The organism is Candidatus Competibacter phosphatis (assembly GCF_012939995.1).
GTDB classification, from domain to species: Bacteria; Pseudomonadota; Gammaproteobacteria; order Competibacterales; family Competibacteraceae; genus Competibacter; species Competibacter phosphatis.
Map to the genome: position 1 here is coordinate 24966 of NZ_SPMZ01000066.1, position 15145 is coordinate 40110.

14 protein-coding genes are annotated in these 15145 nt (G+C 62.8%); 5 read left to right on the plus strand and 9 right to left on the minus strand.

Going from position 1 to position 15145, the window contains the following annotated elements:
- Positions 1–47: 47 nt before the first annotated feature.
- The 5 genes from E4P82_RS22385 to E4P82_RS17805 all read right to left on the minus strand — a co-directional run bounded on the left by E4P82_RS22385 (position 48) and on the right by E4P82_RS17805 (position 3039).
- A complete protein-coding gene (locus E4P82_RS22385) occupies positions 48–227 on the minus strand; it encodes a hypothetical protein (RefSeq protein ID WP_246327683.1) in 180 nt (59 codons plus the stop codon).
- Between the two features lie 226 nt (positions 228–453).
- Positions 454–1638: an ABC transporter ATP-binding protein gene (locus tag E4P82_RS17795; protein ID WP_169250133.1), complete on the minus strand. Its 1185-nt coding sequence runs from the start codon at positions 1636–1638 to the stop codon at positions 454–456.
- On the minus strand, positions 1635–2303 hold the full coding sequence (locus tag E4P82_RS17800; protein WP_169250134.1) for a molybdate ABC transporter permease subunit: 669 nt from the start codon (positions 2301–2303) through the stop codon (positions 1635–1637). Before E4P82_RS17800 ends, E4P82_RS17795 begins: the two co-directional genes overlap by 4 nt.
- Positions 2304–2332: 29 nt before the next feature.
- The gene (locus E4P82_RS23815) at positions 2333–2440 is read right to left on the minus strand and encodes a substrate-binding domain-containing protein (RefSeq protein ID WP_312915620.1); all 108 of its coding nucleotides are present in this window, start codon (positions 2438–2440) and stop codon (positions 2333–2335) included.
- A gap of 2 nt (positions 2441–2442) precedes the next feature.
- Entirely contained in the window at positions 2443–3039 is a 597-nt protein-coding gene (locus E4P82_RS17805; protein WP_281383721.1) for a molybdate ABC transporter substrate-binding protein, read from the minus strand.
- Positions 3040–3675: 636 nt separating this feature from the next.
- On the opposite strand from E4P82_RS17805, the gene E4P82_RS17810 reads away from it, so the two are divergent.
- Positions 3676–5091 (plus strand): alanine/glycine:cation symporter family protein, encoded by a 1416-nt coding sequence (locus E4P82_RS17810; protein WP_169250135.1) that lies wholly within the window; start codon positions 3676–3678, stop codon positions 5089–5091.
- A gap of 82 nt (positions 5092–5173) precedes the next feature.
- Here E4P82_RS17810 and E4P82_RS17815 read toward each other — a convergent pair whose 3' ends face one another.
- Positions 5174–6415 carry an anion transporter gene (locus E4P82_RS17815; protein WP_169250136.1) on the minus strand — a complete coding sequence of 414 codons (1242 nt, stop codon included), beginning with the start codon at positions 6413–6415 and terminating at the stop codon, positions 5174–5176.
- Positions 6412–7272, minus strand: a complete 861-nt coding sequence (locus tag E4P82_RS17820) for an OmpA family protein (RefSeq protein WP_169250137.1) — start codon at positions 7270–7272, stop codon at positions 6412–6414. Before E4P82_RS17820 ends, E4P82_RS17815 begins: the two co-directional genes overlap by 4 nt.
- A 528-nt stretch (positions 7273–7800) precedes the next feature.
- Between E4P82_RS17820 and E4P82_RS17825 the strand changes: the two genes are divergently transcribed.
- The gene (locus tag E4P82_RS17825; protein WP_312915615.1) at positions 7801–9945 is read left to right on the plus strand and encodes an FdhF/YdeP family oxidoreductase; all 2145 of its coding nucleotides are present in this window, start codon (positions 7801–7803) and stop codon (positions 9943–9945) included.
- A gap of 146 nt (positions 9946–10091) precedes the next feature.
- On the opposite strand, the gene E4P82_RS17830 is transcribed toward E4P82_RS17825, so the two are convergent.
- Complete coding sequence (locus E4P82_RS17830) at positions 10092–10502, minus strand: septal ring lytic transglycosylase RlpA family protein (RefSeq protein ID WP_420887138.1); 411 nt, start codon at positions 10500–10502, stop codon at positions 10092–10094.
- A 594-nt stretch (positions 10503–11096) separates the two neighbouring features.
- Between E4P82_RS17830 and E4P82_RS17835 the strand changes: the two genes are divergently transcribed.
- The 3 genes from E4P82_RS17835 (at position 11097) to E4P82_RS17845 (ending at position 14002) form a co-directional block, all read left to right on the plus strand.
- A complete protein-coding gene (locus E4P82_RS17835) occupies positions 11097–11249 on the plus strand; it encodes a hypothetical protein (RefSeq protein WP_169250138.1) in 153 nt (50 codons plus the stop codon).
- Between the two features lie 107 nt (positions 11250–11356).
- The gene (locus E4P82_RS17840) at positions 11357–13099 is read left to right on the plus strand and encodes a bifunctional metallophosphatase/5'-nucleotidase (RefSeq protein WP_169250139.1); all 1743 of its coding nucleotides are present in this window, start codon (positions 11357–11359) and stop codon (positions 13097–13099) included.
- Between the two features lie 144 nt (positions 13100–13243).
- On the plus strand, positions 13244–14002 hold the full coding sequence (locus tag E4P82_RS17845) for an SDR family oxidoreductase (protein WP_169250140.1): 759 nt from the start codon (positions 13244–13246) through the stop codon (positions 14000–14002).
- A 523-nt stretch (positions 14003–14525) separates the two neighbouring features.
- On the opposite strand, the gene E4P82_RS17850 is transcribed toward E4P82_RS17845, so the two are convergent.
- Positions 14526–15145 (minus strand): S8 family serine peptidase (locus tag E4P82_RS17850; protein WP_169250141.1); only part of this gene is annotated, 620 nt, incomplete at its 5' end.

A 15145-nucleotide genomic window follows, 5' to 3' on the forward strand; every position in this document is an offset into this window, starting at 1 on the left:
TCCAGCACAAGCGACGCCCCATGACTACTGACCATGGAGGTACAGCGTCAGCGCGGCATCTCCGGCTCAAGACTGAATCCCGTATCGTGACTCCCTTCATCGCCAAAGGGCGCGGTCGAGCGGTAGACCAGCCAGCGTCCGTCCCGCAGTCGCCAAGCCATGGAGGATTCCGCATAAGCGAGCGCCGGATAGAAATCCTCGTCGTCGTCCGAGCGCAGGTCGATCAAACGGTAATCATGGGCGCTGAAGCAGATCTCACCCGATCGGTTGTAACCGAGAATCCGTCGGGCAGGAATCTCAGATTCTCGAAAGATTCGAAAACGGATCGGCGGTATGATGGCCTTGATCCACTCCCGGGGTAGGGACGACCTCCAATCCGGCTGACAGGGATCCATCAAGGACCCACGGCGACGACGGAAATGGGTGTTATAGGGGCAATTCGTTGANGGACGCTCACGCATGACGACGACCTCGGCTTGGCGCGGATGAAGTCGGAACTGAATCCGGGAGAGAGACGTTCCTGGGGAGCGGAAGGATGCACTCGGGCGGGATCCAGATCCGCGCGCGAACGCCTGGCATTGGGCATGGCTCCGAGCGCGCCAGGTGGATACGCAGCGGCGAGCAATCCGGCAGTCGGCAGAAGAGTGCCTGGTAATCGTCCATCTGGGTGACCCGGACGAGCTCCACTTCCAGCCCATGGGTCATACAAAACCGTGGCCCGGAAGGGCGAATGGCGAGCACATCGGGCGTCCGGTCCACGACCTGGGATAACAGCTCCAGAGTGCCCCAGCCTCCCGAAGCGCGGAGACCATCATAAGCGGTTACTGGCAGGATATTGTGCCAACCGAGCACCCGTGCGATTTCGGCATCCGTCGGTGCGGCGAAGACCTCGGCGGTGGGACCAAGCTGTCGCAGCTCGCCATCGATCAGTACCCCGACCCGATCGGCCAGATAACGGACGTCATCCAGATCGTGGGTTACCAGGAGGGTCGGCGCCCGGCGGTCCGCCACCACCTCCTGGAACAACAGCCGCAACGATTGGCGCAGGCTGATATCGATGGCCGAGAAGGGCTCATCGAGCAAGAGCACGCTTGGGCGTGGCGCCAAGGCACGGGCCAACCCGACGCGCTGTCGTTGTCCTCCGGAGAGGGTCTCGGGCCGCCGATCGGCGAGTCCTTGCAGTTGCAGGCGCTCAAGCCAGAGCGCCACCTGCCCTGCCCGCTCGGGTCCACGCGCCAGTCCGTAGGCGATGTTCGCCGCCACACTCAGATGCGGGAAGAGCGCATAGTCCTGGAACAGGAGTCCAACCCGGCGCTTGCGCGATGGCAAATCGATTCGGTGATCGGAGTCGAACCAAATGGTGTCGCCGAGCTGGATACAACCAGCCTGCGGCGTCTCCAGACCCGCCAGGAGCCGCAGCAAGGTCGTCTTGCCGCACCCGGAGGGTCCGATCAGCGCGGTGATCCCCGTGGACGGCACGTCGATCCCCATCCGCAACCGAAAACCGGCGCGCGAGAAATCGACGCTCGCACGCAGATCCTGGCTCCCGGACTCGGCGAGCCGCGACCCCAGATCGAAGATCCGACACCGCTCTTCTCCCACAGATCTGTGTGGGCCAATCCGACTGTCCGGCTTCATCCGGCACGCCCCAGCCAACGCAGTAACAGGAAGAGCCCCAGAGAGAGTAGGCCCAGAAGCAGCGACAATCGGGTGGCACAGTCGAAATTGCCGTCCAACACCTGGTTGTAGATGGCGAGCGACAGTGTCTCGGTCGAGCCGAGGAGGTTACCGCCGAGCATCAGGGTGATGCCGACCTCTCCAAAGGAGCGCCCGACCCCAAGCGTCAGACCGGCGAGGATATGCCGCCGGATGATCGGAATCACGACCAGGAAGAGGGTCGCGAGCCGCCCCTTGCCCAAGGTGTGGGAGACCTCGATCAGATCGCGCGCGCTGCCCTCGATCGCCGCCTGGATCGGTTTGACCACCAATGGCAGCCCGGCGATGAAAGCGGCCACAACCAGGGCTGGAAAAGAGAACACCAGATCCCAGCCGATCCACGTATGCAATGGCCCACCGATAACGCCGTGCCGCCCGAACAGCATCAGCAGAAAGAAACCGATGGCAATCGGCGGGAATACCAGCGGCAGCGACACCAGGGCATCCAGCAGTCCGCGCAACGGGATAGGCTGGCTGAGTGCATACCCCAGGGCGATGCCGGCGACCAGAAAGAGCACCAGCACGACTCCGGCAACTTGCAGGCTAAGCAGCAACGGGGCCGGTGAGCAGGTGAGCCAGGACATCATGGTGATCGTCAATGGTCGGTGAGCCGTGCTCAGAGTCCGTACCTGGCCAGGATCGCTTGCACCTGTTCCGAGCCTAGGAAGTGGACGAGCGCTTTGGCTGCCTGTGATTCGGGCCGGTCCTTGGGGACGGCGAGCACGATCAGCGGCGGGTCATAGAGCGCCGGCGGGATCTCGTCGAAGCCGGCGATCTTGTCCTGGATGCCCAAGCGTCGGTGATGTTGATGAAGCCGGCATCGACCGTCCCGGCGATCAGGTACGCCGAAACTTGAGGCACCGTCGCCAGGATCATCAGCTTGTCCTTCACCTTGGGTAGCAGCCCACTACGCTCCAGAAACTGGGTCGCCGCGCGTCCGTAGATCGCCTTCTTGGGATCGGGCAACGCGATGCGTTCGACCTTGGGCTCAGCTAGCGCGTGGTAGCCGCTGAGCTGCTTTAGGCCATAGGCCAGGACCAGACGCCCCCTCCCCAGGTCGAGATAACGATCGAAGAGTCCGGTCTCGGACAGAAAGCCCTTTTCGCCGACGACCAGATCGACCCGGCCGCTGTCGCGCGTCTGGGCCAGCACCTGCTGCATGTTTCCAAAGGCGGCTTCGACCCTGGTGCCGGTCGATTGGGTGAAGGCCGCATAGATTTCGGTGAGGGGCTTTTTGTAGCCCGCGCCGGCGGCGATCAGCAGGGAGTCGGCCGTCGCCGACAACGACAACAGCAGGGTGAAGACGAGTGTCAAGACGCGCATTTTGGACTCCAGGGATCAGCAGTTGGCGGACAGCGACAACGCCAGGGTACGTGGCGCACCGAGGTCAGCGAGATGGGTTAGCCATTCGCTATATTTAATTTTATATAACGCATGGCGAAACCAACTCCACACCTCGGCTCCCAAGCGGTATCAGGTTTAAGCAGATTGGATGCCAGATTTGATCAACGACGATTAAATCGGACTGGCAGATTGTTTGATATGGAAAAATTTGCGCCATCAAGAGCGGCTTTCATCGGTTGCGGCAGACGAATGGAGCGAACATCACACGGCGTTATATTATCTTGTATATAACGCAACATTGGCCTCAATGGAGTCCGAGACCTCTTCACGAGAAGTATCGACGCGCGGGAGCCGGCTGGATCAGGCGAGGGTGGCGGGGATGACCCTGGATGCTTTGAAAGACGACGCAGACCGCGACACCGAGCTTCAGCTCAAGGGCAATGATGCGCTAACCAGGGCCGTGGCGGTCCGGCCACAGCGGTCGCCCGAGGCTAGGCCGCGTTATTCGCGGCATGGCACTTGCGTTGCTGCCATCTACTATTATTGTGACGGCTCCAGGCAGGAGCGGATACCCCTCGATCCCAACGCTGGTTCTCTCACCACAACGAGGTTTTTATGGACGCAGTTATCGGCTTTCTGAACACGATCTTTTGGGGATACGTGCTGATTTACGGCCTGCTTGCCGTCGGTCTCTACTTCACCATCCGCCTGCGATTGTTGCAGATCATTCACTTCAGCGAACTTTTTCGCGTCATTCGCGGTGCGCGAGGAACCGATCGCGCGGGCATCTCACCCTTTCAGGCGCTGACGGTCAGTCTCGCCTCCCGTGTCGGCACCGGTAATCTTGCGGGGGTTGCCGTCGCCCTCTATCTCGGCGGACCAGGAGCTATTTTCTGGATGTGGATGGTGGCTCTCGTCGGCATGGCCACTGCCTATTCGGAAAGTGCCCTGGCCCAGCTCTACAAGGTCACCGACGATGCCGGGCAGTATCGTGGCGGTCCCGCCTACTACATTTCCAAGGGCCTGAAGGCACCGTGGGCGGGCGTAATCTTCTCGATCTGCCTCATTTTGTCCTTTGGTCTGGTCTTCAATGCGGTGCAGGCCAATTCGATCGCGGAGGCAATGCAGGGCGCTTTTGGCGTCCCAAAAGTCGCGGTCGGTATCGTTACCGCTGTCGTCGCCGGTATCATCATTTTCGGTGGCCTCAGGCAGATTGCCCGGGTCGCCGAATTCATCGTTCCCTTCATGGCGATCAGCTATCTACTCTTGGCCATTTACGTTCTCGTCATTCATGCGAGCGAAGTGCCGGGGGTCATTGCCATGATCTTCGAAAATGCCTTCGGTATTCATCAGGCGGCAGGCGGCATGGCCGGTGGCGTGGCGGCGGCGATGCTGAACGGCGTCAAGCGCGGGCTGTTTTCCAACGAGGCGGGCATGGGCTCGGCGCCGAATATCGCCGCCTGCGCCACGCCCGACCCCCATCACCCGTCCTCCCAGGGATTTGTCCAGGCCTTGGGCGTCTTCATCGACACGCTCGTCATCTGTTCATGCACGGCGGTGATCATCCTCTTGTCCGGCGCGCTTGAGCCCGGATCGGGAGTGACCGGTACGCAGCTTACCCAGGCGGCGCTCACCGCCCACTTCGGCGAAGCCGGTAAGTACTTCATTGCGATCGCCATTTTCTTCTTCGCCTTCACGTCGATCATTGGCAACTATTCCTACGCCGAGAACGCCGTCATCTATCTCGGTCACGGTCATATCTCGATGCTCGTCTTCTTGCGCATCGCGACGCTGGCGATGGTGGTCTGGGGCTCGATCCAGACGGTGGCAACCGTGTTCGATACCGCCGATGCGTCGATGGGACTGATGGCCACGATCAATCTGGTGGCGATCCTGCTTCTGTCGGGGACGGTCGTAAAACTCACCCAAGACTATTTCAAGCAGCGAAAAGCGGGCCTGGAACCGGTATTTCACGCCGAGGACTATCTGGAGTTGGGTGACGGCATCGATCGCCAGATCTGGACCCGTTAGAAGGTGCCGGCCCCGCCTTTGCGCGGGGCTAGCCTCCCGGATTCCGGTTTACTAGTCGCTTGCCTCGGCCCATCGCGATCCATCAACCGCCGCCGAGCCGCCATGCCCCATGGGCGGCGCAGATCGCCAGGGTCGCCAGGGTGACGGGCACGCCGGTGCGGGCGTGAACGCGCCAGTCGAGGCGGATACCGCGCCGCGCCGCCGCGTCGGCGACGATCAGGTTGGCGATGCTACCCACTAGCAGTAGGTTGCCGGCCAGGGTGCTGGCTAGCGCCAGAATGGGGCCGGCCTGGGGATGAGTGGCGGCCGGTAACAGCAGCATCACCGCCGGCACGTTGGACACCAGGTTACTGAGCAGCACCGTGACCGCAAACAGGGGGGCGGGTCGATCCAGCGGCACGCCCGCCGCCGCCAGACCGGCCACTGCCTGGGCCGCCAGCCCGGTGTGCTGGAAGGCGTGGTTGACCACGAACAGGCCGACGAACAGCACCAGCAGTGCCCAGTCCACCAGCCCCAGCATGTGGCGCGAGTGCAGCTTGCGGCTGGTCAGCAGCACGCCGGCGCCGACCAGCGCCGCCGCTTCGCGCGGCCAAGCCGTGAAGAGGAACACTCCGAGCAGGCCCGTCGCCACCGTCAGCCCCTTGGCGGTTTGCCAGGGGTCAAACGCGACCTGGTTTTCGTCCCGCCGCGCCGAGGCTTCGGCCGCTTCGCGCGGCGGCGCCGTCCAACGTCCCCGCGCTTGCCAGGCGATGATGCCCCAGGTCGCCAGCAGGCCGAGCAGAACCGGCCCCGCCGCCTCCAGGGCGTAGCCGCCGAAGGAGAGCCGCAAGGTCGCGCCGATCAGCATGTTCTGGGGATTACCGATCAGCGTCGCGGCCGAGCCGATGTTGGCCGCGCAGGCCAAGGCCAGCAGATACGGCAGGGGATCGAGGCCACGCCGCCGGCAGGCGTCGATCAGCACGGGGGCCACCGCCAGGCACACCACGTCGTTGCTGAACACCGCCGCCAGCGCCGCCACCACGACGATCAGCCCCCCCAGCAGTTGCGGCGGGGTCAACGGCAGCACCGCCAACTTCAGGGTGACCCAGGTGTAAAACCCGCCCAGCCGCATCTGTGCCGACAACACCATGAACGCGAACAGCAGGATCAGCGTCGGCAAATGCAGGCTTTGCACCGCCGCCTCGGGGGTCACGACGCCCACCCCCACCAGCGCGATGGCCCCCAGCAGGGCGACGCCGGTCCGGTCGAGCTGCACGAACGGCAAACCGCCCAGAATCATGCCCAGATAGACCAGCCCGAACACGAGGACGACGATGGCGGTCATGCGGTGGCGTTCCTCGCATCCTCGCGGGCCGCTTGGCGCGCCAACCCCCGCCGCCGGGATTCGTCGGTCCCCAAGCGCTGGCCCGAGGTCAGGGCGCCTTCTAAACGCGCAACGAGAGCAGCCAAGCGTCGAGCAACGGCCCGTAACCGGTGGCGGTCGTGGGATTGATTGACCGGAGGATGGTCACGAGTTGCTGAATACTTCCGGGTTGGCGAACCCAGGCGTCGAGCAGCGGGCCATACGCGTTGCTGGTGAGGGGATTGATGCTCTTGAGTACCTGGACCAGCGCCGCGTCCGTCATCGCCGTTCGTAACCAGGCATCGAGCAGGCGTCCGTATTGCGGGCTGGTGAGCGGATTGATCTGCTTGAGAATCGGGACGAGCACGTTTTTTTTTCGCCGGCGAGAGTCGATTAAAAGGCGCATCCGGCGGTTTCTTGAGGTTCTGTTGTGGTATCAGATTGGCCGGCAATTGCACCGGAAACGGCGCCACCACCACGATCACGGCGCGATAATAGCCGTCGTCGTTGCGGGCCGAGCCACCGGAAATCGACTCGCCGTAGCCGGCGATTTCCAGATTCCGCAAACTCTTTTGCATCTGCTGTTCGATAAAGTCCCCCACCGCTTGCGCGCGGCTTAGAGCGAGCCGCTCGTTGTGATGGGCGTTGCCCAAGCGGCTGGCGATACCGGCGAGGCGGATATGACTCTCCGGCGCGGCTCGCAAGGCGGGAACGGCATGGCTGGTCACCCAGCGCTGGTGCGATAACAGGAGCCGACTGCTGTTCGTGACAAAGTTGCACAGCCGGGCGTTCTCGCCCAGCGCCAGTCCCGGGGGGTTGGGTTCGATATCTTGGGCCATGGTGGACGGCTTTTCAGTGGGGTGGGTGGCGCCATTCTCAAATGAGGAGAATGGCGGACGAAGGCCGCGAGAATCGGTATCGTGCCAAATCGATCCCGCCCCGCGCCCGATCAGGCATGGTCGGGCGTCTCCGGGATCGAGGGTCGCGCGCGAGTTTGCTACAGTGTAGCCCTTTCGGCCCGACCGGACCTCACCCATGGCCTAACGCTTCCCCCGCTCCCCTCACAAGTGTTGGTTTTTTAATAAAGTTATGCTTGTACCGCCCAAGGATTTCCCACAGGCCATGCTTTTTCGTCGGCCAAAGAAAGCGGCTGCCAGTGGACGATTCAATCTCCAGGCCGCCAAGACGATATCCGTAAATCATCCAGGGGCGACGCAACCGCATTGAGCGTGAACCGTGGTGGCGGCGAACGATCGGCTATGCTTGTCGGAAGAAACCGGAAACGCGATGCGCCGAGGATGAGATCATGAAACGAGTGAAAACCGGTGGGGGTTGGCCGGCCATCCGCTACGCTTGGCGCAAAGCCCGTGAAGGCGGTCCATGGCGACTCTACCGCGCCATGCGGGGTAAAAAACGCCTGCAAGAGTTGCGCGCTCGGCATGGGTGGTCAGAAGGGCGGCATGGTGAACGAGGCCGGCCAGTTTCCACAAGTCTGCATCAAATCGTTGCAGGCGATGGTGAGCGATTTGCAAGACGCGATCCCCGCCGCATGCTGGTCCGAACATGCCATCGCCGATCTGCAATCCTGGACATCGCACACACTGGAACACAGTGGTCGACTGGTGCAGCCGCTGCTGCTGCGTCCGGGCGCCACGCATTTCCAGCCGATCGCTTGGACGGAGGCGCTCGACCGGATCGTCGCGAAACTCCGCGTGACACCACCGCCGGAAACCTTCTGGTATTTCAGTGGCCGCAGCTCCAACGAGGCCAGTTTCCTGCTCCAATTGTTCGCCCGGCTCTACGGCAGCAACCACGTCAACAATGTCAGCTATTACTGCCATCAGGCCAGTGGCGTCGGTCTGACCAGCGTCACCGGCAGCGGAACTGCCACCCTTTCTCTCGACGACCTCCAACATGCCGATGTGGTTTTCGTCATCGGCGGCAATCCGGCGAGCAACCATCCACGGCTGATGCATGTGCTGATGCACATCCGCCAACACGGCGGCCAAGTGGTGGTCATCAATCCGGTGATCGAAACCGGGCTGGTCAACTTCAGCTCGCCCGGTGAGTGGCGAAGCCTGCTGTTCGGGACCGAAATCGCCAGCCTGTATTTGCAGCCCGACATCGGTGGCGATCTGGCGCTTTTGACCGGCATCGCCAAGCGCATCGACGAAATCGGCGCGAGCGACGAGGCATTCCTGAACGACCATTGCAGCGGCTGGCCGGAATTGCGCGCCCAACTCCGCCACCTCTCCTGGTCGGAACTCTGCGCTCGGAGTGGCGTGCCTCAAGAGCAGATCCACCGTGCCGCTCAGGTTTACGCCGCCGGGCGGAAGGTGGTCTTCGCCTGGACCATGGGCATCACCCATCATCGACACGGCGTCGAAAACGTGCAGGCCATCGCCAATCTGGCGCTGATGCGGGGCATGGTGGGTCGCCCTCACGCCGGTCTGCTCCCGATCCGGGGTCATTCCAACGTGCAGGGGATGGGATCGATCGGCGTCACGCCCAAACTCAAGGACGCAGTCATCGAGCGACTGGAATCCCACTTTGGCCTCTCCTTGCCGACGGCGCCGGGACTCGACACCCTGGCGTGTCTGGAAGCGGCCCAGGATGGCCGGATGCGCGTGGCGTTCTGTCTCGGCGGCAATCTCTACGGCGCTTCCCCCGATTCGGCATTCACCCGCGACGCTTTGGCTCAGCTCGATCTGCTCGTCCACCTCAGCACCAAGCTCAACACCGGCCATGTTCACGGGCTGGCCCGAGAGACGTTGGTTCTCCCAGTTCTCGCCCGCGACGAGGAGCCTCAACCGACCACCCAGGAATCGATGTTTAATTATGTTCGCCTGAGCGACGGCGGCCCGGCCCGGCACGCCGGTCCACGCAGCGAGGTCCAGGTGATCGCGACGCTCGCGGCGGATGTTCTGCGCGATGCCAAGCAACCTTTCGACTGGCAAGCCATGGCGGACACCGGGCGAATCCGGGAAGCGATCGCGGCGGTCATCCCCGGTTTCGGGAAAATGGCCACGATTGACGCGACGCGGGAGGAATTTCACGTTCAGGGACGCCTTTTCCACACGCCTCACTTCGCCACCGCCGACGGGCGGGCGCGGCTGCATGTCCACGACCTGCCTGCTCTCGGCGGCGGGAACGGCGCTTTCCGCCTGATGACCGTTCGCAGCGAGGGTCAATTCAATACTGTAGTGTACGAGGAGCGGGATCTATACCGGGGTGTCGTCGGGCGCGATGTGATCCTCCTGCACCCGGAGGATATGCGCGAGCATGGACTTGCAGCGAACCAGCGGGTGACGGTGCGCAGCCCGACCGGGTCGTTGTCCGGCATCCGGGTCATCCCTTTCGAATCGATCAAGGCCGGCAATGCGCTGATGTACTATCCCGAGGCGAATGTGCTGGTCGGTCGCGATGTCGATCCACAGTCACACCCCCCCGCCTACAAGAATGTCTTGATTACCCTCGATCCCAGTGCTGTTCAATGCTTATCAAGTAGCTAGGCTACCGCAGTTGAACGCACTCTGCGGGGTGCACTGGAAGCGAGCGCCGACCGACCACGGACGGCGGGTTTTCGAGCGTGGCGGCGATGGAAGCCGCTTACGCGCGCCTCGCGGCAGGCTTCCTCATGCCGGGACGGGGCACGCGGTTAGTTCAACACCTCCACGCGGACGCGGGCCACGCCATCCATCGACAATTGTTGAGCGGCGGCGCGGGAGAGATCGATGATCCGGCCCCCACGATGCGGCCCTCGGTCGTTGATGATCACGGTGACCGCCTTGCCGTTCTTGAGGTTAGTGACTCTGGCCTGGGTGCCGAGGGGCAGCCGCCGGTGGGCGGCGGTGAGCCGTTGCGGGTTAAAGCGTTCGCCGCTTGCGGTTTTCTTGCCGTGCAGGCCCGGTCCGTACCAGGACGCTTTGCCCACTTGGGTGGCGCCCGCGCGTGCTTCGAGCGGGACGGCAGCGGCGAGCACCAAGGCGACTAGCAACACGAGGGACAAGAGTCCGGCGGGTACCCGGCGGGGCCGGCGCGGCGCGGCATGGCGTTGTTGTTCGTACACGAGAGAACCTCTCCGGTTGGGTCGTGGAGACCCCGAACCGCGTCAAACGGTGGGGGTCGTCCCGAACTGGGAAAACGTCATGGGCGGAGCGTATAACGCTTTCCCCGAACGTTGTCCAGGCATGCGCGCGGTTTTGTTGAGTCATTTATCATCAACACGTTGATTATAAAAATAAAAATATCTGTTGATGGCGGCATGTATTCTGAATCGATAATTCCATGATCATGCTCATAAAATCAGTACGCCTGCCTTTTTGCTCCTGCATTTGACAAATACGGTCATTATTTTATTTTTAAATCAATATATTAACAGCAGTTTTGTTTTCTTTGTCCTGAATAATCGATAGCCGTGCGTCGGGGGCTTTTTTTGTGGCTGATTGCTGAGTGGAGGGGCGCCTCTCGCGCGAGATCAGAAGCGGCGGGTTGGCGTGGTAGCGGGTTTGCCGTGCGCGGTCAAAGCCGATAGCATGGACGCGTCAAGCAAGTAAGTCCTCAACGGGTTCGCGGCGGTGGTTTCGCGCCAGCTCGGCCTGTCGTACCTACGTATTCCAGCCCATTCGGCCACCCACCCATTCCAGTGTGGATTCGGTCGCCGATGCGATCCGTCTATGCCGTCGTACCGCTCGCGCTGGAGACCCACGACCTCGAACTCCACATCGCGGAACGTTGCAGGTTTTCGAGGTACGATGCGTTGATCATCGCCGCCGCGCTGTTGGCGGGATGCGGGACGCTGTACTTGGAAGATTGACAAGAGGGTCAACCCATTGATGGGGCGGTTGGTCGTCCGCAATCCCTTCGCCATGCGGGGAAGCGGTGCCGAAGACGGTGATTCAAACCCTTGAGGAGAAAACGAACATGATCCAGTTCATCGGGCCGTTCGCGCTGGCTGTGGCGCTGAGCCTTGCGGGTTTGAACGGTTGCGCCCGTTTTAGCAGCGATCCCCCCTCGCGCCCGATCACTCTGACCCTGCTGCACACCAATGATACCCACAGCCACCTGGAACCTTTTCCGCGCGACGACGAGCTGTCGGCGGGCAACCAAGGGCCGCAACAGGGTGGTATCGCCCGCCGCAAGACGCTGATCGACACCGTCCGGGACAGCGAACCAAACGTATTGCTGGTCGATGCCGGTGACCATTTCCAGGGCACGATTTTCTACAACGCCTGGAAAGGCTCGGCCGAGATCATGGCGATGAACGCCCTGGGCTACGACGCCACCACCCTGGGCAATCACGAATTCGACCGAGGACCGGCGGAACTGGGTCGGGCGTTGCGCGGCGAGCCGGTAGAGATTGCCGGTACCGTCTACCCCACCGAGAAACCGCGCCCACCGATCGTCGTCACCAATATTGATGTCAGCGCCGAACCGGCGTTGCGCGGACTGTTCGTGCCCAGCGTGGTGTTGGAGCGGAGTGGCGAGCGGTTCGGGATTTTGGGCGTGGTGACGGAAGACGTCCCAGCGATTTCCAGCCCTGGCCCCCGCGTCCGCTTTCTCGATGCCGTGTCGAGCGTGCAAACGGAGGCCGATCGCCTGCGCGCGGCGGGGATCAACAAAATCATCCTGCTCTCCCACTCGGGCTACCCGGTCGACCTGGAACGGGCGCCGCGTTGGCGCGGTATCGACCTCATCGTGTCTGGCCACGATCACGCCCTGCTGGGTGACCCGGCGGCGGTGGAAGCAGTCGCGCCCGGTCAGGGCGAGCGGGTCAAGGGACCCTATCCGACCGTGACCGCCGGCGCCGACGGCGTGCCGGTACTGGTAGTCAGCGGCTACGAATGGGGGCGCTGGCTGGGGCGACTGAAGGTGGACTTCGACGAACGCGGGATCATTCAACAGTGGGAAGCCGACCCGATGTTCGTGCGCGGCTGCGCCTTCGTGCGCGGCGTGGTCGACTGTAGCCGGCAGAGCGCGCCAGAAGACCCGGCGGTCAAGGCGCGGGTCGCACGCTACCGCGCGCCGATGGACCGATTCGCCCAGGTGGTAATCGGGCGGGCAGGGATGGTGTTCGACGGCGGCCGGACACCGGGTCTGCGGACCCAGGAAATGCCGCTGGGCAATCTGATCGCCGACACGATGCGGACGGCTGCGGCCCAGTCGGATGGGGCGGTGGCGGCGTTCGTCAACAGCGGCGGTATCCGGGCGGGTTTCAATGCCGGTGACATGACCTTCGAGCACGCCCTGGCGGTGCTGCCCTTCGGCAATACCCTGGTGGTGCTGGACCTGACGGGCGAGGAACTGGTCACCGCGCTGGATCAGGGGGTCTCCCAGCCAGGAGAGGGTGCGTTCCCGCAGGTAGCCGGCCTGGCGCTGGTCTACTGCACGAGGGTGCCGTGCCCGGCGGCGTTGCGACCGGGCGGCCGGATCACGGCGTTGATGGTGAACGGCGTTCCGGTGGATTCGACCGCCCGCTATCGGATCGCCATCAACAGTTATATGGCCGGTGGCGGCGATGGCTATGCGATGCTGCAAGCGGCCTGCGCCCGGCCCGGCGGCTATTGCCGCGACACCGGCCTTTTGGATCTGGATTTGCTGGTTGAGGCCTTCAAAACGCAGTCGCCGCTGGTCCGGCGTGTCGAGGGGCGCATCGTGGCCCGGTGACGTTCGCGGTTCACCGCCGGGCTGTTTTTCGCGCCGCCCGACCCGAAGGCGCCGGGTCGATCCCAGACAGCGCACGACCGAGCCATTACGCGGTCGAAGCGGGATATCCCCATCCATCGCCCGATCCAACCGGAGGACCTCTTCGTGAACAGCAAAATCGCCCTTGTGACCGGCGGCAACCGTGGTCTCGGCCAAAACACCGTCTTGCATCTGGCACGCCGCGGCGTGGATTCGATCATGACCTACCGCAATCATTCATCTGAAGCCGAGGCCGTGGTCGACGAGGTCGAGCGACTGGGCGCTCACGCTGTGGCGTTGCCATTGGATGTGGCGGACCATTCGACTTTCGCGGACTTCGCCGCGCGAGTCGAGGCGCTACTGCAAAAGCACTGGCAACGCGAGCGGTTCGATTTCCTGGTGAACAACGCCGGAATCGGTGTTCACGCCGGTTTCGCCGACACCACCGAAGCCCAGTTCGACCAGCTCTTGAACGTTCACTTCAAGGGCGTGTTCTTCCTGACCCAGGCCCTGCTGCCGCTGATCGCCGACGGTGGGCGCATCGTCAACTTGTCCACTGGCTTGACGCGCTTCGCCCTGCCCGGCTATGCGGCCTACGCCGCCATGAAAGGCGCGATCGAAGTGTTGACCCGGTATTTGGCCAAGGAGCTGGGGCCACGCGGCATCGCGGTGAACGCGGTCGCGCCCGGTGCCATCGAGACCGACTTCGGCGGTGGGGTGGTCCGGGACAACTCTCAGATCAATGCCTTCATCGCCGCGCAAACAGCATTGGGCCGCGCCGGCGTGCCGGACGATATCGGTGGTTTCATCGCGGCACTGCTGGCGGACGATCATCGCTGGATCAGCGGGCAGCGCATTGAGGTGTCGGGCGGTATGTTCCTTTGAAGTTCGAAACGAGGTTCGAGGCGTTCGTTCGCCGACGACCGAACCTCATCGTCGCAAGAGCTATCTATAACCTAATGATAAAAATGGCTTTATTTATTTTTGCTCTTCGTGATACGAACGTTGGTTTAGGGCCTATCATGGCGACTTTCCACCACGATAGAGAGGTGAGGTGCGCCATGCAGTGGGTCCACGGTCGAATCCGCGCTGTATTGAGCGTGGCGATGCTGGTGTTTGCGAGCGCTGTACTGACAAGCCCTCCCGCCGAGGCGCATTCCCGCGCCTATCGCCACTGTTACTGGTCCCACCATCAGCGCCACTGTCATTACCATCGTGCCCGCTCGCATCACCGGTATTACCGGCGCTGTACGTGGCGCCATCCATTTCGCCGGTGTTCTGCCCCCTACCGGCATCGTCCCGGTTGGAATAACCGGTATTAAGGCTCGCCGGTACGACAAACGCCAGCATCGCCCGGAAGACAGTCCGACCTTTCTGGTTGATTACTAAAGAAAGTCAAAATGTTGCATTATTGGCAAGTCAGCCCTGGCACATGTTGGGCCAGCGCGGCGCAGGCATCGACCAACCCGATGATGGGATCGGCGGATGCGGGAGGGTTGGCCACCGGCCCGGCGGTGGCCTGCAACAGCGCCTTAATCTGGCGGGGTGTGAGATCTGGCGTCTGTTGCAGGAGCAGCGCCACCACGCCGCTGACGTGCGCGGCGGCTAGGGAGCTGCCGGAAATCAGGGTGTGACGGCTGTGGGGAATGGGGGCGACCACTTCGATACCGGGTGCCGCCGCCACGAAGCTCGGACCCCGCCAGTGGGGAGCCTGGATGCGGCCGTTCGCGTCGCAGGCCATCACCGGAATCACCGTTTCGAGCGAGGCGGGAAAACCGGGTTCGTCACGGCCTTCCAGGGTCGCGGCTACCACAACCATGCCGCGTTGCTCGGCGGCGGCCAGCAAACGCGCCAGCAATTCATCGGAAGCGCGGCCGCCCAGACTGAGATTGAGCACCTTCACGCCGTGATTGATCACGAAATCGATGGCCTTGGCCAGCGTCCAACTGCTGCACAGCGCCTTGGCGTTGGCCGAATCCGGATACCAGCAGGCTTTGGCCACCGTCAAACGGGCATCGGGGCGACGCC